Source organism: Kitasatospora sp. NPDC058492, assembly GCF_042720685.1.
In the GTDB taxonomy this organism is placed as follows: Bacteria; Actinomycetota; Actinomycetes; order Streptomycetales; family Streptomycetaceae; genus Kitasatospora.
Map to the genome: position 1 here is coordinate 137,826 of NZ_JBHXMU010000005.1, position 23,292 is coordinate 161,117.

General features: G+C 74.1%; 23 protein-coding genes. 8 read left to right on the forward strand and 15 right to left on the reverse strand.

Features of this window, described 5'->3' with window-relative positions; genetic code table 11:
- Positions 1–28: 28 nt before the first annotated feature.
- Entirely contained in the window at positions 29–652 is a 624-nt protein-coding gene (locus tag ACFWPI_RS05450; RefSeq protein ID WP_380377302.1) for a TetR/AcrR family transcriptional regulator, read from the reverse strand.
- Positions 653–731: 79 nt separating this feature from the next.
- On the opposite strand from ACFWPI_RS05450, the gene ACFWPI_RS05455 reads away from it, so the two are divergent.
- A complete protein-coding gene (locus tag ACFWPI_RS05455; protein WP_380377300.1) occupies positions 732–1,244 on the forward strand; it encodes a DUF1453 domain-containing protein in 513 nt (170 codons plus the stop codon).
- A 41-nt stretch (positions 1,245–1,285) separates the two neighbouring features.
- Entirely contained in the window at positions 1,286–1,792 is a 507-nt protein-coding gene (locus ACFWPI_RS05460; RefSeq protein WP_380377298.1) for a hypothetical protein, read from the forward strand.
- Here the strand turns inward: ACFWPI_RS05460 and ACFWPI_RS05465 are convergent.
- From ACFWPI_RS05465 to ACFWPI_RS05480, 4 genes are all read right to left on the reverse strand, one after another.
- On the reverse strand, positions 1,789–4,710 hold the full coding sequence (locus ACFWPI_RS05465) for an FAD-binding and (Fe-S)-binding domain-containing protein (RefSeq protein ID WP_380377296.1): 2,922 nt from the start codon (positions 4,708–4,710) through the stop codon (positions 1,789–1,791). The two genes, ACFWPI_RS05460 and ACFWPI_RS05465, sit on opposite strands and share 4 nt — an antisense overlap.
- 174 nt (positions 4,711–4,884) lie before the next feature.
- Positions 4,885–5,889 carry a glycosyltransferase family 2 protein gene (locus ACFWPI_RS05470; RefSeq protein ID WP_380377294.1) on the reverse strand — a complete coding sequence of 335 codons (1,005 nt, stop codon included), beginning with the start codon at positions 5,887–5,889 and terminating at the stop codon, positions 4,885–4,887.
- Positions 5,890–6,091: 202 nt separating this feature from the next.
- Positions 6,092–6,757 (reverse strand): lytic transglycosylase domain-containing protein, encoded by a 666-nt coding sequence (locus ACFWPI_RS05475; RefSeq protein ID WP_380377292.1) that lies wholly within the window; start codon positions 6,755–6,757, stop codon positions 6,092–6,094.
- Positions 6,758–7,296: 539 nt separating this feature from the next.
- Positions 7,297–8,154: an EI24 domain-containing protein gene (locus tag ACFWPI_RS05480; RefSeq protein WP_380377291.1), complete on the reverse strand. Its 858-nt coding sequence runs from the start codon at positions 8,152–8,154 to the stop codon at positions 7,297–7,299.
- A gap of 332 nt (positions 8,155–8,486) precedes the next feature.
- Here ACFWPI_RS05480 and ACFWPI_RS05485 point away from each other — a divergent pair, with 332 nt between their 5' ends.
- A complete protein-coding gene (locus tag ACFWPI_RS05485) occupies positions 8,487–9,284 on the forward strand; it encodes a trypsin-like serine protease (RefSeq protein WP_063346442.1) in 798 nt (265 codons plus the stop codon).
- Positions 9,285–9,413: 129 nt separating this feature from the next.
- Here the strand turns inward: ACFWPI_RS05485 and ACFWPI_RS05490 are convergent, their stop codons facing one another.
- From ACFWPI_RS05490 to ACFWPI_RS05500, 3 genes are all read right to left on the reverse strand, one after another.
- Entirely contained in the window at positions 9,414–10,604 is a 1,191-nt protein-coding gene (locus ACFWPI_RS05490; protein ID WP_380343018.1) for a helix-turn-helix domain-containing protein, read from the reverse strand.
- Positions 10,605–10,769: 165 nt separating this feature from the next.
- Positions 10,770–12,209 carry an amino acid permease gene (locus ACFWPI_RS05495; protein ID WP_063346440.1) on the reverse strand — a complete coding sequence of 480 codons (1,440 nt, stop codon included), beginning with the start codon at positions 12,207–12,209 and terminating at the stop codon, positions 10,770–10,772.
- 256 nt (positions 12,210–12,465) lie between these two features.
- Complete coding sequence (locus ACFWPI_RS05500; RefSeq protein ID WP_380377289.1) at positions 12,466–12,690, reverse strand: hypothetical protein; 225 nt, start codon at positions 12,688–12,690, stop codon at positions 12,466–12,468.
- Positions 12,691–12,791: 101 nt separating this feature from the next.
- On the opposite strand from ACFWPI_RS05500, the gene ACFWPI_RS05505 reads away from it, so the two are divergent.
- Both ACFWPI_RS05505 and ACFWPI_RS05510 read left to right on the forward strand, forming a co-directional pair.
- Positions 12,792–13,799, forward strand: a complete 1,008-nt coding sequence (locus tag ACFWPI_RS05505) for a Ku protein (RefSeq protein WP_380377288.1) — start codon at positions 12,792–12,794, stop codon at positions 13,797–13,799.
- Positions 13,800–13,843: 44 nt separating this feature from the next.
- Positions 13,844–14,140: a hypothetical protein gene (locus ACFWPI_RS05510; protein WP_380377287.1), complete on the forward strand. Its 297-nt coding sequence runs from the start codon at positions 13,844–13,846 to the stop codon at positions 14,138–14,140.
- Between the two features lie 51 nt (positions 14,141–14,191).
- Here ACFWPI_RS05510 and ACFWPI_RS05515 read toward each other — a convergent pair whose 3' ends face one another.
- Both ACFWPI_RS05515 and ACFWPI_RS05520 read right to left on the reverse strand, forming a co-directional pair.
- Positions 14,192–15,580: an NADP-dependent succinic semialdehyde dehydrogenase gene (locus ACFWPI_RS05515; RefSeq protein ID WP_380343024.1), complete on the reverse strand. Its 1,389-nt coding sequence runs from the start codon at positions 15,578–15,580 to the stop codon at positions 14,192–14,194.
- Positions 15,581–15,702: 122 nt separating this feature from the next.
- A complete protein-coding gene (locus ACFWPI_RS05520; protein ID WP_063346435.1) occupies positions 15,703–15,984 on the reverse strand; it encodes a DUF6158 family protein in 282 nt (93 codons plus the stop codon).
- Positions 15,985–16,157: 173 nt separating this feature from the next.
- On the opposite strand from ACFWPI_RS05520, the gene ACFWPI_RS05525 reads away from it, so the two are divergent.
- A complete protein-coding gene (locus tag ACFWPI_RS05525) occupies positions 16,158–17,141 on the forward strand; it encodes an adenosine deaminase (RefSeq protein WP_063346434.1) in 984 nt (327 codons plus the stop codon).
- 111 nt (positions 17,142–17,252) lie between these two features.
- On the opposite strand, the gene ACFWPI_RS05530 is transcribed toward ACFWPI_RS05525, so the two are convergent.
- The 4 genes from ACFWPI_RS05530 to ACFWPI_RS05545 all read right to left on the reverse strand — a co-directional run bounded on the left by ACFWPI_RS05530 (position 17,253) and on the right by ACFWPI_RS05545 (position 20,042).
- On the reverse strand, positions 17,253–17,870 hold the full coding sequence (locus tag ACFWPI_RS05530; RefSeq protein WP_380377285.1) for a vitamin K epoxide reductase family protein: 618 nt from the start codon (positions 17,868–17,870) through the stop codon (positions 17,253–17,255).
- Positions 17,867–18,664 carry a DsbA family protein gene (locus ACFWPI_RS05535; protein ID WP_380377284.1) on the reverse strand — a complete coding sequence of 266 codons (798 nt, stop codon included), beginning with the start codon at positions 18,662–18,664 and terminating at the stop codon, positions 17,867–17,869. The genes ACFWPI_RS05530 and ACFWPI_RS05535 overlap by 4 nt, the downstream gene beginning before the upstream one ends.
- A 98-nt stretch (positions 18,665–18,762) precedes the next feature.
- Complete coding sequence (locus tag ACFWPI_RS05540) at positions 18,763–19,440, reverse strand: hypothetical protein (RefSeq protein WP_063346431.1); 678 nt, start codon at positions 19,438–19,440, stop codon at positions 18,763–18,765.
- Positions 19,441–19,589: 149 nt separating this feature from the next.
- Positions 19,590–20,042 carry an SRPBCC family protein gene (locus ACFWPI_RS05545; protein WP_363369629.1) on the reverse strand — a complete coding sequence of 151 codons (453 nt, stop codon included), beginning with the start codon at positions 20,040–20,042 and terminating at the stop codon, positions 19,590–19,592.
- A gap of 134 nt (positions 20,043–20,176) precedes the next feature.
- Between ACFWPI_RS05545 and ACFWPI_RS05550 the strand changes: the two genes are divergently transcribed.
- Positions 20,177–21,046, forward strand: a complete 870-nt coding sequence (locus ACFWPI_RS05550; protein WP_380377282.1) for an Fpg/Nei family DNA glycosylase — start codon at positions 20,177–20,179, stop codon at positions 21,044–21,046.
- A 118-nt stretch (positions 21,047–21,164) separates the two neighbouring features.
- Here ACFWPI_RS05550 and ACFWPI_RS05555 read toward each other — a convergent pair whose 3' ends face one another.
- Positions 21,165–22,025, reverse strand: coding sequence for an SAM-dependent methyltransferase (locus ACFWPI_RS05555; RefSeq protein WP_079135406.1), 861 nt, complete (start codon positions 22,023–22,025; stop codon positions 21,165–21,167).
- 198 nt (positions 22,026–22,223) lie between these two features.
- Here ACFWPI_RS05555 and ACFWPI_RS05560 point away from each other — a divergent pair, with 198 nt between their 5' ends.
- The gene (locus tag ACFWPI_RS05560; protein ID WP_380377280.1) at positions 22,224–23,129 is read left to right on the forward strand and encodes a polysaccharide deacetylase family protein; all 906 of its coding nucleotides are present in this window, start codon (positions 22,224–22,226) and stop codon (positions 23,127–23,129) included.
- The last annotated feature ends 163 nt before the right edge of the window (positions 23,130–23,292 follow it).

Consider the following 23,292-nt stretch of genomic DNA (forward strand, 5'->3'; position numbering starts at 1 on the left):
AGCTGTGGCGGATCAGGGACGCGGCGAATCAATCAGGGCATCGTCCGGCCAGCGTGTCTAGGTGGCGGCGCAGCACGGCGCGCAGTTCGTCCGGGCCGACCAGGTCCGGGTGCTGGACGGCCTGGAGGGTGAGGCCGTCGAGCAGGGCGGAGAGGCGGCGGGTCTCGACGGCGAGGTCGAGGCCGGGCGCCAGGGCGCCGGAGCGCTCGGCCTCCGTCAGGACGCGGTGGATCAGCCCGTCCAGTCCGGCCTGCAACTCGGCGGCGCGGGAGCGGAGTTCGGGGCGGGTGCGGGCAGCGGTGACGAAGGACAGCCAGAGCGCGGACTCCTCCCGGCGCTCGGCGTCCAGGGGGAGGGTCTCGGTGAGGAGTTCCTCGACCTGTGTGCGGCGGTCGGTGCCGCCCTCCGGGTCGAGCAGGGTGCGGGCGTGGGTGCGGATGCGGCTGTCGATGCGGCGGGCCAGCTCCTGCATCGCGAAGATCATCAGTTCGGAGCTGCCGGCGAAGTAGTGCCGTACCGAGCCGATGGCGAGCCCGGCCTCGTCCGCGACGTTGCGTAGCGAGGCGCGTTCCAGCCCCTCTCGGGCGGCGACGCGGAGCACGGCGTCGGCGACGGCCTGGCGGCGTTCCGCGGGGTCCACGATCTTGGGCATGTTGCCGTTATAGCACGGTCGAGCTAAATTGCTGATTTAGCATGGTCGAGCTAAAAAACTCCCGGGGAGGGGTGTGCCGATGAACGTCTGGCTGCAAGCGGGGTTGATCGCCGTCGTGGTCGTGGTGGTGGTGATCCGGCGGCTGCGTGGGGAGCCGCTCAATGCCCGGGACCTGTTCGCGCCGCCGGTGGTGCTGACCGCGATCGGGTTCTGGTCGCTGGTGCGGCGCCCGGGTCTGGGTGCGGGTGACTACGCCTGGGTGGCCGCCGGTGCCGCGCTCGGCGTCGGACTCGGGGTGCTGCGCGGCATCACCGTCACGCTGTTCGAGCGCGACGGTGTGGCGTGGCAGCGGTACACCGGCCGGACTTTCCTGGTCGCCGCCGGCTCCCTCGCGGTGATGGCGGGCTTCGGCCTCCTCGCCGGCCGCTTCGGTCTCGCTCCGGATGCCCGGCCGGTGCAGTTGTCGATCGGCGTGGGCTTCCTCGGTGAGGCCCTGGCGGTCGGCTGCCGGGTGCTCGTCGCGGGTCTTCCCTTCGCGCCCGAGCGACGGGGTCTGAGTCCGTCACTCGGCGCGGATCGAATCAGGCGGTAACTTTGGTTGTCGTAGGCCGGTTCGGTAACTATGGTTGTCGCATGACATCGATCGAGATCACCCCCGAGGAGCGGTCCGAGCTGGCCAGGGCGCTCGGTGACGCACTGAACCCCCTCGCCAGGGCTGTTCGTTCGCACGAGACCGGGCTGCCCGAGGACCGGATGTGGAACGCGGACCCGGCCGAGGTCGCGCTCTCCGTCCTCGCCACCTGGAAGGTGGTGGACACGGAGGTCAAGCGGCTGACCGCGATCGCGGCGGCGACGGCGGGTTCCTACGGCGCGAGCTACGAGCAACTGGGTGCGGCCTGGGGCATCACCCGGCAGGGCGCCCGGAAGAAGTGGCCGGAGGCCCGCCCTGCGGTGCCGCAGGGCATGCTCGAACTGTTCGGCGGAACGGCCGAGTTGGGGCAGGAGGAGGAATCCGGCGGCTGGCGCTGGGCGGGCGTCGGCGCCGACGGCGCGCGCGGCGCGGCCGACCGCGGCTACCCGACGAAGGAGGAGGCCGCGGCCCGCGCCGGGGCCTTCCTCGGCGAGCACGCCGCGCCCTAAGCGCGCCCCCGAAGCGCCCGGGCGATCAGTTCCGCCAGGTGCAGGGCCTGGCGGCCCTGGGCGAGTTGGGTGATCTGGGTGCGGCAGCTGAAGCCGTCGGCCAGGATCACCGTGTCGGGGGCGGCGGCCCGGACCTCGGGCAGCAGGACGCGCTCGGCGATCGCCTCGGACACCTCGAAGTGGCCCCGCTCGAAGCCGAAGTTGCCGGCCAGGCCGCAGCAGCCGGAGTCCAGCACCCGGTTGTGCAGGCCGAGTCGGGCCTCGACCCGGCGGTCGGCGGCGCTGCCGAGGACGGCGTGCTGGTGGCAGTGGGTCTGGGTGACGGCGTCCAGCGGGACGTGCGGGAGCGGGGCGTCGGGGGCGTACTGGTCGAGGAACTCGGCGAAGGTGCGGGTGCGTTCGGCGAGCGGGCGGCCGTCCGGGCCGAGCAGTCGGGGCAGGTCCTCGCGCAGGGCGGCGGTGCAGCTCGGGTCCATCCCGACCACCGGGGTGTCGGCGGGCAGCCCGGTGTCGGCCAGCGTCCGCAGGCTGCGCCGCAACACCCGGCGGGCGGTGCCGAGTTGGCCGGTGGAGTACCAGGTCAGGCCGCAGCAGACCGGGCCGGCGGGCAGCCGCACGTCGAAGCCCAGGTGCTCCAGCACCTCGACGGCGGAGCGCAGCACGTTCGGCTGGAGGTGGTCGGAGAAGGTGTCCGGCCACAGCAGCACCGGCCGTGCCCCCGCCGGGGCCGGGTGCGCGGCGCGGTGGCGGCGGTACCAGCGGGTGAAGGTCTCCGGCGGGAGGACCGGCAGCACCCGGCGCCGGTCGACTCCGCCGAGTAGCTTGAGCAGTCCGGCGGCCGGGGAGCGGGCGAGGGTGTTGGCGGCGCCGGGGGCGAGGGCGGCGGCCCGCAGCCAGCGCGGCAGCCAGCCCATCGAGTAGTGGGCGAGCGGGCGCGGGCGGTGCCGGTAGTGCTGGTGCAGGAACTCGGCCTTGTAGGTCGCCATGTCGACATGGACCGGGCAGTCGCTCGCGCAGCCCTTGCAGCTCAGGCAGAGGTCCAGGGCCTCCCGGACCTCCGTCGAGCGCCAGCCGTCGGCGATCGCCGCGCCGCCCTGGCGGCCGGGAGGTGCCGCCATGCCGCGCAGCATCTCGGCCAGCAGCCGGGCCCGGCCCCGGGTGGAGTGCCGTTCCTCGCCGGTGGCCATGTAGCTGGGGCACATCACCCCGGTGTTCGGGTCCACGCACTTGGCGACGCCGACGCAGCGGTGCACGGCCTTGGCCAGGCTGCCGCCGTCCTGCTCGTACGGGAGGGCGAGCGGCAGCGGGCGGCGCGGGGCGGTGACGAAGCGCAGGTCGGCGTCGAGCGGGCGCGGGTCGACCAGCGCCCCCGGGTTGAGCAGGTGCTCGGGATCCCAGATCCGTTTGAACTCGCCGAACAGGGCGATCACTTCGGGCGGGTACATCCGGGGCAGCAGCTCGCCGCGGGCCTGCCCGTCGCCGTGCTCGCCGGAGAGCGAACCACCGTAGGAGACCACCAGGTCGGCGGCCTGCTCCAGGAACTCCCGGAAGACCAGCACCCCGGCGGGCTCGTCCAGCGGGAAGTCGATCCGCAGGTGCACGCAGCCGTCGCCGAAGTGCCCGTACGGCACGCCGTGCAGGCTGTGCCGGCGCAGCAGGGCGCGCAGGTCCCGCAGGTAGTCGCCGAGGCGCTCGGGCGGGACGGCGGAGTCCTCCCAGCCGGGCCAGGCCTCGCCGCCGCCGGGCAGCCGGGTGACGATGCCGGCGCCCGCCTCCCGGACGGCCCAGAGCTGGCGCTGCTCGGCCGGGTCGGTGACGAGGGCGACGGAGGCGGAGCGCTCGCGGCGCACCGCGTCGGCGAGCCGGCGGGCCGCCTGGTAGGCCTCGACCGGGGTGGCGCCGCCGGTCTCCAGGAAGAGCCAGCACTCGCCCGCGGGCAGCCGGTCCAGCGCGGGCGGGCGGGGGCCGGCGGCGAGCAGTGCGGCGATCAGGTCGGCGGACATGCCCTCGGCGGTGAGCGGCCCGAGCGGCAGCAGCGCGGGGACGGCGTCGGCGGCGGCGCCCTCGTCGGGGTAGCCGGCCACCACCAGGGCGCGCGCGGGCGGCTCCTCGACCAGCCGGACGGTCGCGCCGAGCAGCACCGCGCAGCTGCCCTCGGTGCCGGTGAGCGCGCGGGCCAGGTCGTGGCCGTGCTCGGGCAGCAGGGCGTCCAGCGGGTAGCCGGAGGTGCGGCGGGGCAGCGCGGGCAGGCCCTGGCGGATGGTGGCGAGGTTGCGGTCGGTGAACTCCTGGAGCTGCCGGTGGAGTTCGCCGGGCCGCCCGGGCAGGGCGCGGAGCGCGGCGCGCTCCTGCGGGGTGAGCCGGCCGCCCACGGTCAGCTCGGTGCCGTCCGCGAGCAGCAGCTCCAGCCGCTCGACGTTGTCCGAGGTGCGCCCCCAGGCGAGCGAGTGCGAGCCGCAGGAGTCGTTGCCGATCATGCCGCCGAGGGTGCAGCGGCTGTGCGTGGACGGGTCGGGGCCGAAGCGCAGCCCGTACGGCCGGGCGGCGCGCTGGAGGTCGTCCAGCACGGTGCCCGGCTGGACCTGGGCGGTGCGGGCCTGCGGGTCGACGTCCAGGACGGCGCCGAGGTGGCGGCGGAAGTCCAGCACCACCGCGCCCGGGCCGATCGCCTGCCCGCCGATGCTGGTGCCCGCCCCGCGCGGCACCACCGGCACGCCGTACTGACGGCAGAGCGCGACGGCGGTGCGGACGTCGTCGAGGTCGGCGGGTTTGACCACGCCGAGCGGCAGCTGCCGGTAGTTGGACGCGTCGTGGCTGTAGACGGTCCGCTCGGCGGTGCCGAAGCGGACCTCCCCGCGCAGTACGGCGGCCAGTTCGCGGGCCAGCTCGGCCCCGGGGGCTGCGGACGGACGGCTCACCAGGGACCTCCGGGCGGGTGCGGCGACGGCTCCGGCCGATCATGGCAGCCGCGCGCCCGCAGGGGTACCGGCCACGACCGGGGTACCGCCGATGGGGTGTCGGTCGGCGGCCGCCCGGACAGGACCTCGGCCCCGCCGCCTGCGGAGGCGGGGTCGCGCACGTGCGGAGTCCGGTCACCGCCGCCCGGTGAGCGTGCCGCGGGCGATGTGGGAGAGCTTGGCCATCTCGAACGCCGGGTAGGCGCCGCCGGCCAGCAGCGAGAACTTGATCCCCTCGCGGCCGCCGGGCCGCCGGTGGCCGGGCGGCTGGAAGCGCCGGTGGTGCTCGGCGGCCCGGTGGAAGAACTGCGGCCGCTCGGCGCGGGTGACGCACCCGGCCAGGTCGAAGACGAACAGGTAGTGCCGGATCATCCGGACGAACAGCGCGTCCCGCACCGCGTACAGGTGCGGCTGGTCCTCCAGCAGCGCGAAGCTGCGCTCGTACTGGTCGAAGAGGTCGAACACGCCGCTGCCCGGGGAGCCGGTGGGGTGGACGGTCTCCCGGCGGCGCAGCTGCACGCACTCGCGCGCCAGCGCGGCGACCCGGCGGGCGCCGAGCAGTGCCGCGTGCACCACCGGGATCTCCTCGTACCGGCCGTCGGGGAAGGCCAGCCGCAGCTCCTCCCAGTGGCCGCGGCGGATCAGCCGGTCCCAGACCAGCGGCGGCGCGCCGAACAGGGCGGGCTGGTCGAAGGGCTCGAACACCTCGGGGCCGGCTTCGGCGAGCAGCGACTCCGCTCCGCCCGGCCAGTCCCGGTCGTTGTGCCGGCGGGAGTGGCCGAACAGCAGCAGGTCCACCGGGCCGGTCTGCCCGAGCCGGTCGGCGAGGGTCTGCAACGCGTCCTGGGGCAGCTGGTGGTCGGCGTCCAGGAACAGCAGGTACTCGCCGGTGGCCCGCGCCGCCCCCGCGTTCCGGCTCACCCCGACCCCGACCGCCGCGTTGAGGTGCAGGACCGACAGCCGCGGGTGCCGGGCCGCGTACGCGTCGGCGAGTTCGCCCGCGGCGTCGGGGGAGCGGTCGGCGACCACGATCACCTCGACGTCCTGGAGGGACTGTGAGAGCAGCGAGTCCAGGCAGTCCGCGAGCTGTTTGTGCTGGTCGTAGGCGGGGAGTACGACGCTGATGAGGGGTGAGGGCATGACGCCGGAGCGTAAGAGGACGCGCTGACCGTGGCAAAGCCCTGACGGTGCGTAATACCGAGCAATCCCCGCCAAATCGTACGACCGTACGCCATATCTTCACGCGGCCTGCCGGACGCGTCCACGACAGCCGGAACGCGCCGGGCCCGCGACGCGTGGTGCGTCGCGGGCCCGGGGTGCGTCGAGGCTCGGCAGCCTCGGTTTAGTACCAGTGGTGGTTCTGCCAGAACGACCAGGCGGCGCAGGGGCTGCCGTAGCGGGAGTTCATGTAGTCCAGGCCCCACTTGATCTGGGTGGCCGGGTTGGTGCGCCAGTCGGAGCCGGCCGAGGCCATCTTGCTGCCGGGCAGCGCCTGGACCAGGCCGTACGCGCCGGAGGAGGCGTTGACGGCGAGATGGTTCCAGCTGCTCTCGCGGGACACGATGTTGCTGAAGCACTGGAGCTGGCCGGCCGGGACGAGCTGCGCGGCGATCTGCTGCGGGCTGCCGGTGAGGGTCGGGGCGCTGGTGAGGTCCTGGCGCGCCTGGGAGCGGGAGGCGGCGGCGTCCGCGTCGGCCTTGGCCTTGGCGTCCGCCTGGGCCTTCGCGTCGGCCTCGGCCTGCGCCTGGGCGGCGGACTCCGCCTCGGCCTGGGCCTGCGCCTGGGCCTGGGCCTCCTGAGCGGCCTGGTCGGCGGCAGCAGCAGCGGTGTCAGCCTGGGCCTGGTCGGCGGCCGCCTTGCCGTCCACCGTGACGGCGGCCGCAGGGGCGGCGGCCTCGGTGGTGTTCCCGGCCTGCGGGAGGGCGAGGGCGGCGGTGGCGGCGCTCGCGACGACGAGGGTGGCGATGCCGGTGATCAGGGAGTTGCGGCGGGCATGGCTGAGCTGCATGAAGCGGACAATCCTTTTCCGTCGGGGGCCGTGCCGGTGGCACCGGGTGCGGGGCATCGCACGGGCGCCCGGGTGGGCGGGGCCCGCGCGGCCGTCCGGGACGGCCGTGGCGCCCCGGCGGAAGTGGCGGGGCGGGTCGGCTGCGCGGCGGAGGGGGCCGGCTGCGCTGCCTGGCGACGGGCCATTCTTCGCAGGGCCGGGGACGGGTGGCAAAGGCGGGTGCCACTACGGCGGGTAGTAGCCGCAGGGTGGCTGCGGCGAGACGCGGTGATGGGTTTGGGGGAATTTGTCCGACTTGCGTATTTGTAGGTCGAAGGTCGGTGGCGCGAGCGGAATGCGTGGGTGTGAGGTGCGGTGGCCTGCGTTCTTCGAGGTGTTCCGGGCAGCCCGACGCGGGACGGGAGCCCGTGCCGGGGGGTCGGCCGGCGCCCGGGCCGTAGCCGTCCACTATCGGGGGCAGTAGACGGCGAACCCCGTGTGGGCGGCCTCACACCTCCGGCCGGCCGGGATCGGCGCAGGGTGACCGGCCGGTCACCGCTTCAGGAGGTCGCGTACGGGTTCCCGGTGGCGGGCCGGGAGGCCGGCTCCGCCGCCGATTCCGGCTCCTGCTCGTCCGCCGGGGCCGCGTCGCGGACCGGGTCGAGGGCGAGGTCGCGGGCCGTGTCGAGGGCCAGGTCCCGGGCCAGCAGGGTGGCGCCCGCGACGGCCCCCGGCATGGCGAGCACCGTCACCAGAGGAACCAGGAACGCCAGGATCAGCGGCGTGCCGAAGCCCAGCGCCAGCCCGAGCCGGGCGCGCAGCAGCCGGATCCGCTCACGCTGCGGCACCCCGCGCCGCTGGAGGGCGACGGCGACGAGCTCGACGGTCAGGAAGAAGCCGGACACCAGGAAGCCCAGCGCCGGCACCACCGTCTGCCCGATCACCGGGATGAAGCCGCAGGCGAACAGCACCACGCCGAACGCGGCCACCCGCACCAGGACGGAGACGCTGTCCCGTACCGCGATCACCAGTTCGCGCCACAGCGGCGACTCCGGCGGGGTGGGCGCACCGCCCTCGGTCTCGTCGACCTTCGCGGACAGCGCCTCGTAGAAGGGCTGACCGACCAGCAGCGTGACGGCGGTGAAGGTGAGCAGCGAGAGCAGCAGGCCGCCGCCGAAGGCGATCGCGGCGAGCGCGTCGCGCAGCAGGCCCTGCCAGGGCGAGCTCCAGTGGTCGGCGAACGGGGTGGCCCAGTCGGCGAGGTCCTTCGACCAGCCGCCGAGGAAGACGAGCGCGACGGCGTACCCGGCCAGGGTGAGCAGTGCGGGCAGCATGCCGAAGCCCCACCAGCGGCCGTGCCGACCCACCCACTTCTGGCCCCCGACCAGGTACTTCATCCCCGCCACAAGATCTCGCATGGGCGATCACCTTAGGGCATGTCTGACAATTCCCGCCGGGCGTGTGGCGTCTGGGCACGCACCTCGCCGCGTTGTCGTCGGTCGCCGATGGCCCCCAGCCTCCGGCCGGGAGGTGCCCCCACCGCATGGACTCCCTCCTCCGCCTTGCGATGCACGCACCCAGACGCCACACGCCGATCCGACGCGAATTGTCAGACATGCCCTGGCTTCCCCGTCCGGAACCCCGCATTGCCGTGTTCCTGCCAGTTTCGACCGGCAGGGTCGGGCCCCTCCTGTCGCGACGCCTTCGGGGCCACCCTCGGTGCTCCCCGACCTGTCAGTGGAGGAGTCTGATGAAGCGTCAATTCGGCAGATTCATCGTGTTGTTGGCCGCACTGGTGCTCGGCACCGGCGCGCTGGTGCTGCCCGCCGCCGCCTCGCCCGCACCCTCGGCGCCGTCGCCGGGCGTGGTCGGCGGCACGCGGGCGGCGCAGGGCGAGTTCCCGTTCGTGGTGCGGCTCTCGATGGGCTGCGGCGGCGCGCTCTACACCCCGCAGATCGTGCTCACCGCCGCCCACTGCGTCAACGGCACCGGTGCCGACACCAGCATCACCGCGACCGCCGGCGCGGTCGACCTGCGCAGCGGCAGCGCGGTCAAGGTCCGCTCGACGTACGTGTACCAGGCGCCCGGCTTCTCCGGCGCGGAGAGCGGCGACGACTGGGCGCTGATCAAGCTGGCCTCGCCGGTCGGCGGCAGCCAGGTGAGCACGCTGCCGACCACCGACTCCACCGCCTACGACAGCGGCACCTTCACCATCATGGGCTGGGGCGCCGCGACCGAGGGCGGCGCGCAGCAGCGCTACCTGCTCAAGGCCACCGTGCCGTTCGTCGACGACGCCGCCTGCGCCAACGCCTACCCGGGCCTGAACAGCGCGGCCTCGCTCTGCGCGGGCTACGTCGACCAGGGCGGCGTCGACACCTGCCAGGGCGACTCCGGCGGGCCGATGGTCCACCGGGACGCGGCCGGCCGCTGGGTCCAGGTCGGCATCGTCAGCTGGGGCAACGGCTGCGCCCGGCCCGGCTACCCGGGCGTCTACACCAAGGTCAGCACCTACGCGGCCGACATCGCCTCGGCGGCGGCCGGGCTCTGACGCCGACCGCCGAAGAACCGAAGAACGAAGAACCGAAGAGCCGGAGCGCCCGGAGAATCCCCACCGGGCGCTCCGGCGCGTCCGCCGTCAGCGGTCAGCGGTCAGCGGTCAGCCGTCAGCCGTCAGCCGTCAGCCGTCCGCCGGGGGCCGGTGCGCCGTCGAGCCGCCCAGCCAGGCCCGGGCCCGGCGCCGCTCGTAGGCGATCCGGCCGGTGGCGTCCGGCGGCAGCCGGGAGAGGACGGCGGCCGCGGCCTCGTGGCGCCCGGCCCGGGCGTACGCCCCGGCGAGGCGGCCGGCGACCAGGGCGTGGTCGTGCGGGTGGGCGGCCTGGTCCAGGCGCCCCAGGGCGGCGCCCAGGTGGGCCACCGCCGCGTGCGCGTGGGCGGTGCGGCCGGTGCGGACGGCGAGGTCCCGGTGGCAGGTGCCGTGGGCGACGCCCAGCACCAGGGCCGCTCGGGCGGCCCCGGGCACCGGCTCGCCGGCCCGCAGGGCGGCCTCGGTCAGCCGTTCGGCGTCCGCCATCGCCCGCCACGTCTCGGGCGCCGCGCCGGCCAGCGCGTGGGCGTGCGCCTGGGCGAGGGCGGCCCAGGCCCGCAGGCCGGGCAGGGTGCGGGCGGTGGCGTGGGCGGCCTCGGCCAGGGCGAGCGCGGTGGCCGGGTCGCCGCTCCACCAGTGCAGGGTGCTCTGCCGGGCGAGCAGGGCGGCCGCGGTCGGCTGGTCGTCGGCGGCGCGGGCCCATTCCAGTCCGGCCGCGTACCAGCCGAGCGCGCGGGTGCGGCGGTCCCCCTCGAAGTGGGCCCAGCCCGCGAGTTCGGCGTAGCGGGCGGCGAGCGAGCGGACGGCGGGGGCGGTTTCGCGCGGGGCGGCGTGCTGCCAGGCGGCCAGGGTGCGGGCGTGGTGTTCGAGGACGGTGGCCAGCTGTTCGCCGCCGGTGTGGGCGGCGGCCGCGCGGTAGACGTCGAGCAGGTGGCCGAGCACGGCGAAGGTGGCGGCGTCCGGTCGGCCCGTCGGGGGCCCTGTGCCGCTCTCGCCGAGGGGCGGCAGGGCGGGGGCGGCGAGTTCGCCGAGGTGTTCCCGCTCCTGCCGGACGGGCTGCCACAGGGCGGCCAACTCGCCTCCGGTGAGCAGGAGTTCGTCGGCCCGGGCGGGGAGCCCCGGCGGTGGCCAGCGGCGGGCGTTCTCCACTCGGCTGATCAGTGAGTTGTGGTAGCCGAGCAGGCGGCCGAGTTCGGCCTGGCTGAGTCCGCGGGCCTCGCGCCAGTGGCGCAGCCGGTGGCCGAAGCGCAGGCGCGCGGACGCGGGGGCGGGGAGGGGTGGCAAGGGGTCTCCCGGGGGGTGGGGGAGCGCTCGTGGGGGAGCGCCATGCCCAGGTATCCCCCTTGACGTGCCATTGTCAAACTGTGGTTCGTGTCCGGCGAACGGCACCGGGCCCGGGAGCCTCCGCAACGGCTCCCGGACCCGGCACTGTCGCGCGGCGCGGACGGGTCAGGACCCCGCCGCCACCGCGGCCCGCCGCCGTCGGCCCACCACGGCCGAGGCCGCGAGCACGATCGCCGCGGCGACCAGCGACAGGTACATCTGCTTGCGCCCGTCGGCGTCGGTGAACATGTACGCCACCACGAACCCGATCATGCCGATGGCCGTCCAGGTCAGGTAGGGGTACAGCCACATGCGGACGGTCAGCCGCTCGGGAGCCTCCCGCTCGATGATCCGGCGCATCCGCAGCTGGGAGAAGCAGATCACCAGCCAGACGAACAGCGCAACCGCGCCGGAGGAGTTGAGCAGGAACGCGAACACCGTGTCCGGCGAGGTGTAGTTGAAGAACACCGCGACGAAGCCGAAGACCACCGAGGACAGGATGGCCACCCGCGGCACGCCCCGCTTGGTCACGGTCGCGAAGGCCTTGGGCGCGTCCCCGCGCTGGCCGAGCGAGAAGGCCATCCGGGAGGCCGTGTACATCCCGGAGTTGAGGCAGGACAGCACGGCCGTCAGCACGATCACGTTCATCACCTGGCCGGCGCCCGGGATGCCCACGTGCTCCAGCACCGCCACGTACGGGCTGCCCTTGACGGCGTCCGAGTCCCACGGCAGCAGGGTGACCACGAGCAGGATCGAGCCCAGGTAGAAGATCCCGATGCGCCAGATCACGCTGTTGGTGGCCTTGCTGACCGCGCGCTCCGGGTCCTCCGACTCGCCCGCGGCCAGGGTGACGATCTCGCTGCCCATGAAGGCGAAGACCACCGTGAGCATGCCGGTGAACACCGCGCCCACGCCGTGCGGCAGGAAGCCGCCGTGGCCGGTCAGATTGCTGGTGCCGACCGCGTGGGTGCCGGGCAGCACGCCGAAGACGGCGAGCGTGGCGATCACCAGGAACGCGGCGATCGCCACCACCTTGATCCCGGCGAACCAGAACTCGAACTCGCCGTAGGAGGCGACCGAGAACAGGTTGGTGGCGGTCAGCACCGCCATCACGAGCAGCGCGAACGCCCACTGCGGCACGCCGGGCATCCAGGCGTTGAGGATCTTCGCGCCGGCGGTGGCCTCCACCGCGAGCACCACGACCCAGAAGAACCAGTAGAGCCAGCCGATGGTGAACCCGGCCCAGCGGCCGAGCGCGCGGTCCGCGTACGCCGAGAACGAGCCGCTCTGCGGGTCGGCCGCCGCCATCTCGCCGAGCATCCGCATCACCAGCACGACCAGCACACCGGCCAGCGTGTAGGAGAGCAGGATGCCCGGCCCGGTGGAGGCGATGCCCGCGCCGGAGCCGACGAACAGGCCGGCGCCGATCACCCCGCCGATGGCGATCATCGACAGGTGGCGGTTCTTGAGCCCCGCCTTCAGATGGCCCTCGCCGCCGTGCCCGGGCGGCCCGGCCTGCTGGGGGACCTGGGCGGCTGCCGCAGGCCTGGTGGTGTCCGCACTCATCAGATGAGCCCTGTGCCTTTCCAGCGCGCGGCGCGACCCTCGGCTCGTTGCGCCGGAGGGTGGGGGACGGACCCGCGCATTGCGGTGCAACCTAACTTCTACGGCCGAGTATCGGAACAGAGCATCCGTAAATGTTCGGTAACCGGACATAAAAAGCCAGGTCAGAGCGGGTGGAAAAGGGGTGCGAAAAGCTCAAATCTGACGCACCGCCAATGCGTCGGCGGCGCTCGGGGCCCGGTCGGAGCCCTGTCGCGGCTCACGGCCCGCGCAGGTCCAGCACGGTGATCCGCGCCGCGTCCGCGGGCCGGCCGGTCAGCCGCGCCGCCAGGATCCGGGGGATGTCGCCCTCCTGCGAGTACCCGGGAACCACCTCGACCTCCGCCCGCCGCACGCCGGCCTCGCCCCGCACCGCGTACACCACCCGGTACACGGTCCGCTCCGGCGGCGGCGCTGCGCCCTGCCCACGGCTCCGGACGGTCATCGGCATCGACCTCCTCGGCTCATTGTCGGCCCGGTGTGGCCGATCGGGGCAAACCCAGGCACAGTGGGATTCTCGGCACGCTCCGGGAAGGAGCGACCCCCATGCAGACCACCTGGAAGGGGACGATCAGCTTCGGGCTGGTCAGCATCCCCGTCCACCTCTACTCGGCCACCCAGGAGCACGACGTCCCGCTGCACCAGGTGCACGCCAAGGACGGCGGACGGGTGCGGATGAAGCGGTACTGCGAGCGGGAGGAGAAGGAAGTCCCGTACGCGGAGATCGCCAAGGGCTACGAGTCCCCCGACGGCCGGACCGTCACGCTCACCGACGAGGACCTCGCCGACCTGCCGCTGCCCAGCAAGAAGATCATCGACGTGCTGGCCTTCGTGGACGCCGGCGAGATCGACCCGCTGATGTTCTCCAAGGCCTACTACGTGGGCGTCGCCGACCAGGCCGCCGCCAAGCCGTACGCCCTGCTGCGCGACGCGCTCACCGCGTCCGGGCAGATCGCCGTCACCAAGATCGCGCTGCGCACCCGGGAATCCCCGGCGGTGCTGCGGGTGCACGACGGCACGCTGGTGCTCCAGACCTGCATCTGGCCCGACGAGGTCCGCCCCGCGGCCGGCATCGCGCCCGAGGGGGACGTCACCGTCCGGCCGCAGGAGCTGAAGATGGCGCGGTCGCTGATGGACACCCTCTCCGAGGACTTCGACCTCGCCCAGTTGCACGACGACTACCAGCAGGCGCTCCAGCAGGTGATCACGGCCCGGTTGGAGGGCGTCGAGCTCCCGCACGAGGAGGATCCGGGCGAGGCGCCCGACAACGTGATCGACCTGATGGAGGCGCTGCGCAGCAGCCTCAAGCGGGCCAAGGGCGGGCGGGGGCACGCCGCCGGGCCCGACGCGGGGCCCGACACGGACGAACCGGAGGACGAGCAGCCCGCGACCCGCAAGCGCGCCCCGGCGAAGAAGCCCGCCGCCGGGAAGGCGGCCTCGGCGAAGAGGACTGCCCCGGCGAAGAAGACCACGACCGCAAAGTCCGCGACCGGAAAGGCCGTGGCGGGAAGGACCGCGACCGGAAAGTCCACGGCTCCGCGCAAGGCCTCCTGAGCCCCGCGGATCCGGCAGCCCCCCGAGAACCGGAGGCGATCCCGATGGACCTGCTGACCTACAAGGAACTCGACACCGACACCGACACCGACCCCGAGGCCCCGCCGCAGCGCCGGAGCCCGGCGCAGCGGGCCTGGCACTGGCTGCTGAGCCTCAACCCGACCGCCGTGGTGGTCATGGTCGCGCTCTCGCTCGGCCTGGGCATGGTCGCTGCCCAGGTGAGCTGGCTGCCGATGCTGGTGCTGATGGCCATCGTCTGGGGAGCGACCGTCCTCGCCCTGGTCGGCGTGGTCGCCCGCTGGATGACGCCCGGCCGGGGCAGGCACCGGGTGGCGTCCTGACCCGGCCGGGTCCGAGCCGGGCTCGGTTCGTGCCTGCGGATCCGGGGGTGCTCAGCCGATCCACACCGTGGTGATGTTGCAGAACTCCCGGATCCCGTGCCCGGACAGCTCCCGGCCGAACCCGGAGCGCTTGACGCCGCCGAACGGCAGCGCCGGGTGGGAGGCGGTCATCCCGTTGAAGAACACCCCGCCGGCCTGGATGTCGCGGACGAAGCGCTCCTGCTCGCCCTCGTCCCGGGTCCAGACGTTGGAACTGAGCCCGAACGGCGTGTTGTTGGCGAGCGCCACCGCCTCGTCCAGGTCGGCGACCCGGTAGACCGTGGCGACCGGGCCGAAGGTCTCCTCCTGGTGGATCCGCATGGCCGGGGTGATGCCGGTCAGCACCGTCGGCTCGTAGAAGTAGCCGGTGTCCCAGCCCTCCGGGCGTCCGCCGCCGCACTCGACCCGGGCGCCGTGGGTGCGGGCGTCCTCGACCAGCTCCTCCAGGTCGTCCCGGCCCTGGCGGCTGGCCAGCGGGCCGACGTCGGTCGCCTCCTCCATCGGGTCGCCGACGCGCAGCGCCCGCATCGCCTCGGTGAAGGCGGCGGTGAAGCGGTCGTACACGTCGGTGTGCACGATGAAGCGCTTGGCGGCGATGCAGGACTGCCCGTTGTTCTGCGCCCGGGCCCGGACGGCGGTGCGCACCGCCGCGTCCAGGTCGGCGCTGGGCAGCACCACGAAGGGGTCGCTGCCGCCCAGTTCCAGGACGGCCTTCTTCACCTCGTCGGCGGCGGTGGCGGCGACCGCCCGCCCGGCGGGCTCGCTGCCGGTGAGTGTGACCGCGGCCACCCGGCGGTCCCGGATCACGCCCTCGACCGCGCCCGAACCGATCAGCAGGGTCTGGAAGCAGCCCTCCGGGAAGCCGGCCCGGCGGAACAGCTCCTCCAGCGCCAGCGCCGTCCGGGGCACGTTGGAGGCGTGCTTGAGCAGGCCGACGTTGCCCGCCATCAGGGCCGGCGCGGCGAACCGGACCACCTGCCAGAACGGGAAGTTCCACGGCATCACGGCCAGCACCGCCCCGAGCGGGCGGTAGCGGACGTAGGCGCGGGCGGCGCCGGAGTCGGCGACGTCGGCCGGGGCCGGGTGCTCGTCGGCGAGCAGTTCCTCGGCGCGGTCGGCGTACCAGCGCATCGCCGTGGCGCACTTGGCGGCCTCGGCCCGGGAGGCGGTGAGCGGCTTGCCCATCTCCTCGGTCATCGTGCGGGCGATCGCCTCCCGGTCCTGGTCCAGCAGGTCGGCGGCCCGGCGCAGCAGGTCGGCGCGGGCGGCGAAGGGGGTGGTGCGGTAGCCGTGGAACGCGGCCTCGGCGCGGGCCAGCCGCTGCTCGATGCCGGCCGCGTCGAGCGGTTCGAAGGTCTCCAGGATCTCGCCGGTCGCGGGGTTGACGCTGGCGATGGGCATGCGGGGCTCCCAGGGGGGTCGGGGTCCGGTGCGTCTGCGCCTCTCACCCTCCCCGAAGGCCCGCCCGGGGCACGCCACCACCGCCCGGCGTGTCCCGCCGGGCGGTGGTGGCGCGGGCACGTCTACTCGGGCAGCGACTCCACCCGGGCCGCCGCCTCGCGGGCCCGGGCGCCGGCCCTGGTCCGCCCGGCCGTCACCAGCCGGCCGGGAAAGCGGTGCAGGTACTCGGCCTCCAGTTGCCCGGTGCGCAGGGTGTGCCGCTTGAGGGCTTCCTCCGAGCCGTACAGGAAGGTCTCGTGGCGCGTGCGGTGCAGCTGTTCCAGCTCGTGCAGGAGCGTGTCGTTGCCCAGGGCGTGCGGGGAGACGCCCGCAGGCCGGATGTGCGGATCCTCGACGTGCCGCATCTGGTACCTCCTCGGCGGAAGCCCCCTCCTCCAGGGTGCCCGCTGCCCCCGGCCGGTGCACCAGTTCGGGTGGCGGGGGGCGTGCCCGTCAGGCCGGTCGTGATCGAACGGATCGTAGGATGAATGCTTCTGGACTCTTCGCTCCCGCCCCCTACAGCTCGGACAGATCCCCCATGCCGCTCCCCAAGGCCGAACTCCACCTCCACATCGAAGGCACCCTGGAGCCCGAACTCGCCTTCGCCCTCGCCGCCCGCAACGCGGTCACGCTGCCCTACGCCGACACCGAGGCGCTGCGGACGGCGTACTCCTTCAGCGACCTGCAGTCCTTCCTGGACCTGTACTACGCGCTGATGGCCGTGCTGCGCACCGAGGAGGACTTCGCCGACCTCGCCGACGCCTACCTCACCCGGGCGGCCGAGGCGGGGGTGCGGCACGCGGAGATCTTCTTCGACCCGCAGGCGCACACCGCGCGCGGCGTGCCGCTCGGCGTGGTGGTCGACGGCCTGACCCGGGCGCTGGCGCGCAGCGAGGAGCGGCACGGGATCAGCACCCAGCTGATCATGTGCTTCCTGCGGGACGAGTCCGCCGAATCCGCGCTGGAGACCTTCGAGGCCGCCCGCCCGTACTTCGACCGGATCGCGGGCATCGGCCTCGACTCGGCCGAGGTCGGCCACCCGCCGGCCAAGTTCCGCGAGGTCTACCGGCGGGCCGCCGAGGCCGGGCTGCGCCGTGTCGCGCACGCGGGCGAGGAGGGCCCGGCGTCCTACATCACCGAGGCGCTGGACGTGCTCGGCGTCGAGCGGATCGACCACGGTCTGCGCTGCCTGGAGGACGGCGAGCTGGTCGCGCGGCTGGTCCGCGAGCAGGTCCCGCTGACGCTCTGCCCGCTCTCCAACGTCCGCCTGCGGTGCATCGACACCCTCGCCGACCACCCGCTGCGCGAGATGCTGGAGGCCGGCCTGCTGGTCACCGTCAACTCGGACGACCCGGCGTACTTCGGCGGCTACGTCGACGACAACTTCCGTGCCGTGCAGCAGGCCCTCGCGCTCGACGAGGAGACCCTGCGCCGGCTCGCCGCGAACTCCTTCCGGGCCTCCTTCATCGATGACGAGCGCCGGGCCGAACTGCTGGCCGAGGTCGAGGAGTTCCGCTTCTAGGTACTGTCCTGGGCGGCGCCTGACGGCCAGCCGCCCGGCCCCGGAGCGTAGGGCCCGGGGCCGGGCGGCCGGGTCTGCCGAACGGTCGGCCGAACGGTCGGCCGAACGGGGTCAGAGCAGGGTGCTCCAGTAGTACCAGAACCGGTTGAGGACCAGCAGGGCGATCACCGCGTACCAGAGCGCCGGGACGACCCAGTGGTAGCGCGCCGCCTCGCGGACGACCGGGCGCAGGGCGCGGCCGGTGGGGATGATCCCGGAGCGCAGGTTGTGCAGGGTGGTGTACCAGAACAGCGGGATCATCGCGGCCCAGACCACCATGCAGTACGGGCAGAGCGCGCCGATCCGGTAGAGCGCCTGGTACATCAGCCAGGTCACGAAGCCGATGCCGAAGACCGTCCCGGCCTGGAGGCCGAGCCAGAACCAGCGCCGGTACGCCGCCCCGGCGAGCAGCCCGGCGCCGATCGCGATGACGACCCCGAAGCCGACCAGGCCGAGCAGCGAGTTGGGGAAGCCGAAGGCCTCGGCCTGGTCGCTGCGCATGATCGAGCCGCAGCTGATGATCGGGTTGATGTTGCAGGAGGGGACGTACGACGGGTCCTTCAGCAGCCGGATCTTGTCCAGGGTGAGGACCGAGGAGGCGAACAGGCCGACCGCGCCGCCGATCAGCAGCAGCCAGGCGAACGGGCGGCTCGCGCCGTACGTCCGCACGGCGGGGGCGGCGGCCGTCATCCGGTCACCTGCTTGACCATCGCGGTGAACTGCTCGGGCGTGGCGGCCTTGCCGCCGGTGAGGACGTCCAGCTTCTTGCCGTCCAGCTTGACGGTCGGGGTGCCGGTGACGTCGCTCTTGTTGAACTCCTCGTTGACCTTGGCCGCCCACGGCGCGTAGGTGCCGTCCTGGACGGCCTTGACGAAGCCGTCGGTCTTCAGCCCGGGGACCTGGCCGGCCAGGTCGAGGAGGTGGTTGACGTCGCCGAAGCCGTCGGTGCGCTCGTCGGGCTGGTTGGCGTAGAGCACGTCGTGGAACTGCTTGAACTTGTCCACGCCCTCGTTGAGCGCGGCGCCGACGGCGGCCAGCGCGGTGCGCGAGCCCTTGCCGCCGAGGTTCTTGTCCAGGAACGTCGCCAGGTGGTACTCGATCTTGTACGTGCCGTCGTCGGCGAGCTGCTGGATGGCCTTGCCGGTGGTGGTCTCCAACTGCTCGCAGAACGGGCAGCGGAAGTCCTCGTAGATCTCCAGGGTGTGCGGGGCGTCGGCCTTGCCGTAGGTGATCACGGTGCCGTCCTGGCCGCCCGTGTTGGCGGGGACGACCAGCGGGCCGCTCGCGGCCGCGTCGGCGGAACCGGAGCCGGAGGAGCCGCCGACGGCGAAGGCCACACCCGCCACGAGGGCGAGCACGGCGGCGGAGGCGCCGCCGACCACGACCCGGCGGCGGATCCGGTCGGAGCGCTCGGCCTGGGCGCGGGCGGCGCGCATGCGATCGGTGGCGTTGGTCTTGGCGGCGGCCTTGCGGGTGTTGCTCATGAGGTGTCGTCCTGTGCTCTCGGGCGTGCGGGGGTGCGGGCGCGCGGGGCGCGCGGCGAGAGGACCGGCCGGGAGCGGCGCCGAGCGGCGCGCGCCTGTCAGCAGGCCAGGGCGAGCGCCGGCGGACCGCGCCGGACGGTCGGGCGGACGACGACGTCCTCGGCCGGGACCAGGGCCCGGCTGGCCCGGGGGAACGGCACCCGCGCCACCGGACGGGCCGGGACGGGCGCGGCGAGCAGCCGCAGCCAGCGGGCGGCGGCCGGCAGGTGCCGGTGCAGGAAGTCGCCCAGCATCCGGACGGTGCGGGCGAGGCCGGCCAGCGCGGCGTCCGCGCGGCGCAGCCAGAACGCGCCGGCCAGCGCGATCGCGGCGTGCAGCAGCAGGAGCAGCAGGACGCCGATCTGCTGGGAGACGCCGTGGCCGAGCAGGAACCCGCCCAGCGAACCGCCGCCGCACAGCAGCGGCTGGAAGCCGCGCGCGGAGCCGGGCGGCAGGGACGGGCAGGCGGTCTGCGCGAAGTCGAACAGTGCGCTGACGCCCAGCTCCAGCGGCAGGAACACCGCCGCGACCGCCGGGTAGCCGCGCTCGCGGCCGGCCAGCGCGTACGCCACCGCGAACACGGCGACGCAGGCCAGGGCCATCGGGCCGGCCGGCAGCGCGCGGCCGGTGACCAGCACCTGGCCGAGCCCGGCGAGCAGCACGACCAGCGCGGCGAAGACCGCCGCGCGGAGCGTCCTGGTGACCGGGCCGATGTCCATGGCATCCGAGTCTGCCATAGGTTGAAAGCGAAACGGTCGGGCCGGAGGTCCGCTGTGAAGAGCCTCACCACCGGCGCTGAGCTGGGCTTATGCGGCTCTTACGCGGGTCGGGCCGCCGGGCTCACCGGGACCTGCCAGCCGTGCTCATCCGGGCCTGCCGGCTGCGCTCACCCGCGTCTGACCGCCGCGCCGACCCGTTCCTCGACCAGTTCCCGGAAGTGCTCCAGGTCGTCCCGTACGGTCCGCTCGATCGCCCCGGCCAGGGCGAAGCCGCGCGGCCCGCCGAACGCCTCGTGCATCGCCTCCGGGTCGTACTCCACCCGGATCTGCAGCCGGGTGTGCCGGGCGTCCAGCGGCAGCAGCGCGAACGCGCCGTGCAGCCGCGGTTCGTCGAGCGTCCGCCAGGACATCACCCGGCCCCGGCCGCGGTCGGTGATCTCGGTGTCCACCGCCCGCTCGGCGCCGTCGACCTCCACCCCGAGGTGCGCCAGGTTCCGTCCGTGCGGGTGGGCGCTGCGGACGCCGTCGACGAACTGCGGGTACTCGTGCACCCGGTGCAGCTGCTCCCAGGCGACGAGGACGGGGACGGCGAGGTCGATCTGTTCCTCAAGGATGCTCATCACGGTGCTCCGTGGCGGGGGCGCAGGGGGGCGCTGGGTACGGCGCGCAGTTCCAGCCTGCGCCCCGCGCGGGAGCCGGGCAAAGGCGCGCCCCCGGGCGGGCGGCCGCCGCGGGGCTGCGGGAGACTGGGCGCATGCCGGAGCTGCCCGAGGTCGAGGCGCTGAGCGACTTCCTGTCCGAGCGGCTGACCGGGCGCGTCATCGCCCGGGTGCAGCCGGTCGCGATCAGCGCGCTGAAGACGTACGACCCGCCGGTCACCGCGCTGGAGGGGCGGACCGTCGGCCCGGTGACCCGGCACGGCAAGTTCCTCGACATCGAGGCCGGCGGGCTGCACCTGGTGGTCCACCTGGCCCGGGCCGGCTGGCTGCGTTGGAAGGACGGCCTGCCCGCCGAACCGCCGCGCCCGAGCCCGAGGAACCCGCTGGCGCTGCGGCTGCGCCTGGCCGGGGAGGCCGGCGACGGCTTCGACCTGACCGAGGCGGGGACGAAGAAGGGCCTCGCGGTCTACGTGGTGAAGGACCCGGCCGAGGTGCCCGGGGTGGCCCGGCTCGGCCCCGACCCGCTGGACCCGGCGTTCACCCTGGCGGACTTCGCCGCCCTGTTGAGCGGCGACCGGCGCCGGCTCAAGGGCGTGCTGCGGGACCAGGGCGTGCTGGCCGGGGTGGGCAACGCCTACTCGGACGAGGTGCTGCACGCGGCCCGGATGTCCCCGTACAAGCCGGCGTCCAGCCTGACCGAGGAGGAGACGGCGCGGCTCTACGAGGCGCTCGGCGCCACGCTGCGCGGCGCGGTGGAGCGCTCGCGGGGGCTGGCGGCGGGGGAGCTCAAGGCGGAGAAGAAGTTGGGGCTGCGGGTGCACGGCCGGACCGGCCTGCCCTGCCCGGTCTGCGGGGACACCGTGCGCGAGGTGTCCTTCGCGGACTCCTCGCTGCAGTACTGCCCGACCTGCCAGACCGGGGGGAAGCCGCTGGCGGACCGGCGGCTGTCGCGGCTGCTGAAGTGAGGGCGCGGGTGGGGCGGGGCTGCTGGGGTGAGGGCGCGGGTGGGGCGGGCCTGGTGCGGCCCGCCCCGCCCGGGGTGGGTTCCTGTGGGGCTCCGGTGGGAGCGGGCCCGGCGCGGGTTCAGCGCTTGACGGCGACGCCGCCCCAGTAGTACGCGGCCTTCGGGTCGGCCGGCGGCTCGCCGTCCGGGCGCCAGGCGAGGACGGGGGAGAGGCCCGGCTCGACCAGGTCCCAGCCGTCGAAGAAGCGCAGGACGTCGTCGTGGGTGCGCGGGACGAGGGTCATGCCGCCGGCCCGGGCGGCCTCGGTGACCTTGCCGACCGCCTCCGGGTCGAAGTCCTGGGTGGGGGTGGTGAGGGCGATGCAGCTGCCGGCGGGCAGGGCGTCGCGCAGGGCGGCGACCCGGCCCCACGGGTCGTCCTCGTCGGCGATGAGCATCAGCACGGCGATCATCAGCAGGCCGACCGGCTGGGTGAGGTCCAGCGTGGCGGTGAGCGCCGGGTCGGTGAACAGTTCCTCGGGCTTGCGCAGGTCGGCGTGGATGTAGGTGGTCCGGCTGGCCGGGCTGGACACCATCAGGGCGCGGGCGTGGGCGAGCACGATCGGGTCGTTGTCGACGTAGACCACCCGGGTGCCGGGGCTGACCGCCTCGGCGATCTCATGGGTGTTGGGCGACGTGGGGATGCCGGTGCCGAGGTCGAGGAACTGGCGGATGCCGTGTTCCCGGGCGAGGTGGCGGACGGCCCGGCCCTGGAAGGCGCGGTTCGCCTTGGCCATCTGCTTGACGCTCGGCACGGCCTCCTCGATGGCCTGCCCCATGGCGCGGTCCGGCGGGAAGTTGGTCTTGCCGCCCAGCCAGTAGTCGTACACGCGCGCCGAGTGGGGGGCGGTGGTGTCGACGCCGAACCGTTCCCACTGGCTCAGCTCGGCGGGGTCGTCGTCGGGCCGGCCCTGGTCCGGGATGTCCTGACTTGTCGTCATGGCCACGTCCTCTGATGGCAGATCATCACACTGGGGAAGGCACAGCGTAGCGGTCGGGAGGGGAGGCCGGGCGTCCGGTCGGGGAAGTCGCGGGGAAGCCGGGGGCGGGCGGGGTGCGCTTGCGCCGTCGGAGTGGTGATCGGGCCCGTCTGAGGCGCCATCGGGGAGCGGCGGCGGCACACGGGGGAAGCATTCAGAATGCTGTCAGATCATCAGATTTACTCACAAACGCCCAAGCGAACGCCCTCGCGGCGACTGCTGCTGGTCGCGGCCGGGATGTCCCTGCTCGGGGCGGCCGGCTGCGGGAGCCCCTGGAGCGGCGCGGACGACGCCGGGGCAGGCGCTACGGCCAGGCCGCCGGGCGCCGTGCCGGAGGCCGCCGGGCCGGCCCCGGGGCCGGAGGCGGCCCAGGCCGCCGCCTCCGCCGCGCCCCCGCAGGCCGCCCCGGCCCCGCCGACACCCGCCGCCGCCCCGCCGCCGATGCCCGCCCGCCGGCGGCTCACGGAGGAGGAGGCCAAGCCGGTCAACCAACTCGACCCGGGCCAACGGGTGGTGGGGCTCACCATCGACGACGGGCCGGATCCCCGGTACACGCCGACCGTCCTGGCGCTGCTCCAGCAGTACGGGATCCGGGCGACCTTCTTCCTGGTCGGCGAGTGCGCCGTCGAGAACACCGGGCTGGTGCGGGAGATCGCGGACCACGGCCACCACATCGGCAACCACACCTGGACCCACCCCGACCTGCGGCACATGTCCGACGAGGCGGTGCGGGACGAGCTGGAGCGCACCTCCGACCTGCTGTACCGGACCACCGGGCGCCAGCCGTCCTGGTTCCGCGCGCCCGGCGGGGACTGGTCGCCGGTCGCGATCAGGGTGACCACCGAACTCGGGATGCGGCCGATGGGCTGGACGGTGGACCCGGAGGACTGGGCCACGCCCGGGACCTCGGTGATCGCCGAGCGGATCCTCAAGAACGTCCGGCCCGGGTCGATCGTGCTCAACCACGACGGCGGCGGCGACCGGTCACAGACGGTGGCGGCGCTGAAGGCGTACCTGCCGGTGCTGGTCGACCAGGGGTACTCCTTCTCGGCCCCGGCGAACTGAGTGCGGGCGCGGGGCGGCGGGTGCGGGTGACGGTTCCCGGTAGAAGTCGCGGCTTTGCCGCTTAAACCACCTGAAAGAGTGGATTGGGAGAACCGTTTCTGCTGATTTTGGGCCTCTAGGGTGATCTCGCATCAATGCATCAGGTACCACCAGGTACCTCCTG

Excerpts from the sequence above, each read along its gene's own strand:
- ACFWPI_RS05530 (WP_380377285.1), bottom strand. The coding sequence starts at position 17,870 with ATGACGGCCGCCGCCCCCGCCGTGCGGACGTACGGCGCGAGCCGCCCG.
- ACFWPI_RS05545 (WP_363369629.1), bottom strand. The coding sequence starts at position 20,042 with ATGAGCATCCTTGAGGAACAGATCGACCTCGCCGTCCCCGTCCTCGTC.
- ACFWPI_RS05520 (WP_063346435.1), bottom strand. The coding sequence starts at position 15,984 with ATGCGGCACGTCGAGGATCCGCACATCCGGCCTGCGGGCGTCTCCCCG.
- ACFWPI_RS05555 (WP_079135406.1), bottom strand. The coding sequence starts at position 22,025 with ATGACGACAAGTCAGGACATCCCGGACCAGGGCCGGCCCGACGACGAC.
- ACFWPI_RS05455 (WP_380377300.1), top strand. The coding sequence starts at position 732 with ATGAACGTCTGGCTGCAAGCGGGGTTGATCGCCGTCGTGGTCGTGGTG.
- ACFWPI_RS05450 (WP_380377302.1), bottom strand. The coding sequence starts at position 652 with ATGCCCAAGATCGTGGACCCCGCGGAACGCCGCCAGGCCGTCGCCGAC.
- ACFWPI_RS05505 (WP_380377288.1), top strand. The coding sequence starts at position 12,792 with ATGCAGACCACCTGGAAGGGGACGATCAGCTTCGGGCTGGTCAGCATC.
- ACFWPI_RS05515 (WP_380343024.1), bottom strand. The coding sequence starts at position 15,580 with ATGCCCATCGCCAGCGTCAACCCCGCGACCGGCGAGATCCTGGAGACC.
- ACFWPI_RS05480 (WP_380377291.1), bottom strand. The coding sequence starts at position 8,154 with ATGCGAGATCTTGTGGCGGGGATGAAGTACCTGGTCGGGGGCCAGAAG.
- ACFWPI_RS05485 (WP_063346442.1), top strand. The coding sequence starts at position 8,487 with ATGAAGCGTCAATTCGGCAGATTCATCGTGTTGTTGGCCGCACTGGTG.
- ACFWPI_RS05535 (WP_380377284.1), bottom strand. The coding sequence starts at position 18,664 with ATGAGCAACACCCGCAAGGCCGCCGCCAAGACCAACGCCACCGATCGC.
- ACFWPI_RS05525 (WP_063346434.1), top strand. The coding sequence starts at position 16,158 with ATGCCGCTCCCCAAGGCCGAACTCCACCTCCACATCGAAGGCACCCTG.
- ACFWPI_RS05510 (WP_380377287.1), top strand. The coding sequence starts at position 13,844 with ATGGACCTGCTGACCTACAAGGAACTCGACACCGACACCGACACCGAC.
- ACFWPI_RS05560 (WP_380377280.1), top strand. The coding sequence starts at position 22,224 with ATGCTGTCAGATCATCAGATTTACTCACAAACGCCCAAGCGAACGCCC.
- ACFWPI_RS05470 (WP_380377294.1), bottom strand. The coding sequence starts at position 5,889 with ATGCCCTCACCCCTCATCAGCGTCGTACTCCCCGCCTACGACCAGCAC.
- ACFWPI_RS05500 (WP_380377289.1), bottom strand. The coding sequence starts at position 12,690 with ATGACCGTCCGGAGCCGTGGGCAGGGCGCAGCGCCGCCGCCGGAGCGG.
- ACFWPI_RS05475 (WP_380377292.1), bottom strand. The coding sequence starts at position 6,757 with ATGCAGCTCAGCCATGCCCGCCGCAACTCCCTGATCACCGGCATCGCC.
- ACFWPI_RS05495 (WP_063346440.1), bottom strand. The coding sequence starts at position 12,209 with ATGAGTGCGGACACCACCAGGCCTGCGGCAGCCGCCCAGGTCCCCCAG.
- ACFWPI_RS05550 (WP_380377282.1), top strand. The coding sequence starts at position 20,177 with ATGCCGGAGCTGCCCGAGGTCGAGGCGCTGAGCGACTTCCTGTCCGAG.
- ACFWPI_RS05540 (WP_063346431.1), bottom strand. The coding sequence starts at position 19,440 with ATGGCAGACTCGGATGCCATGGACATCGGCCCGGTCACCAGGACGCTC.
- ACFWPI_RS05460 (WP_380377298.1), top strand. The coding sequence starts at position 1,286 with ATGACATCGATCGAGATCACCCCCGAGGAGCGGTCCGAGCTGGCCAGG.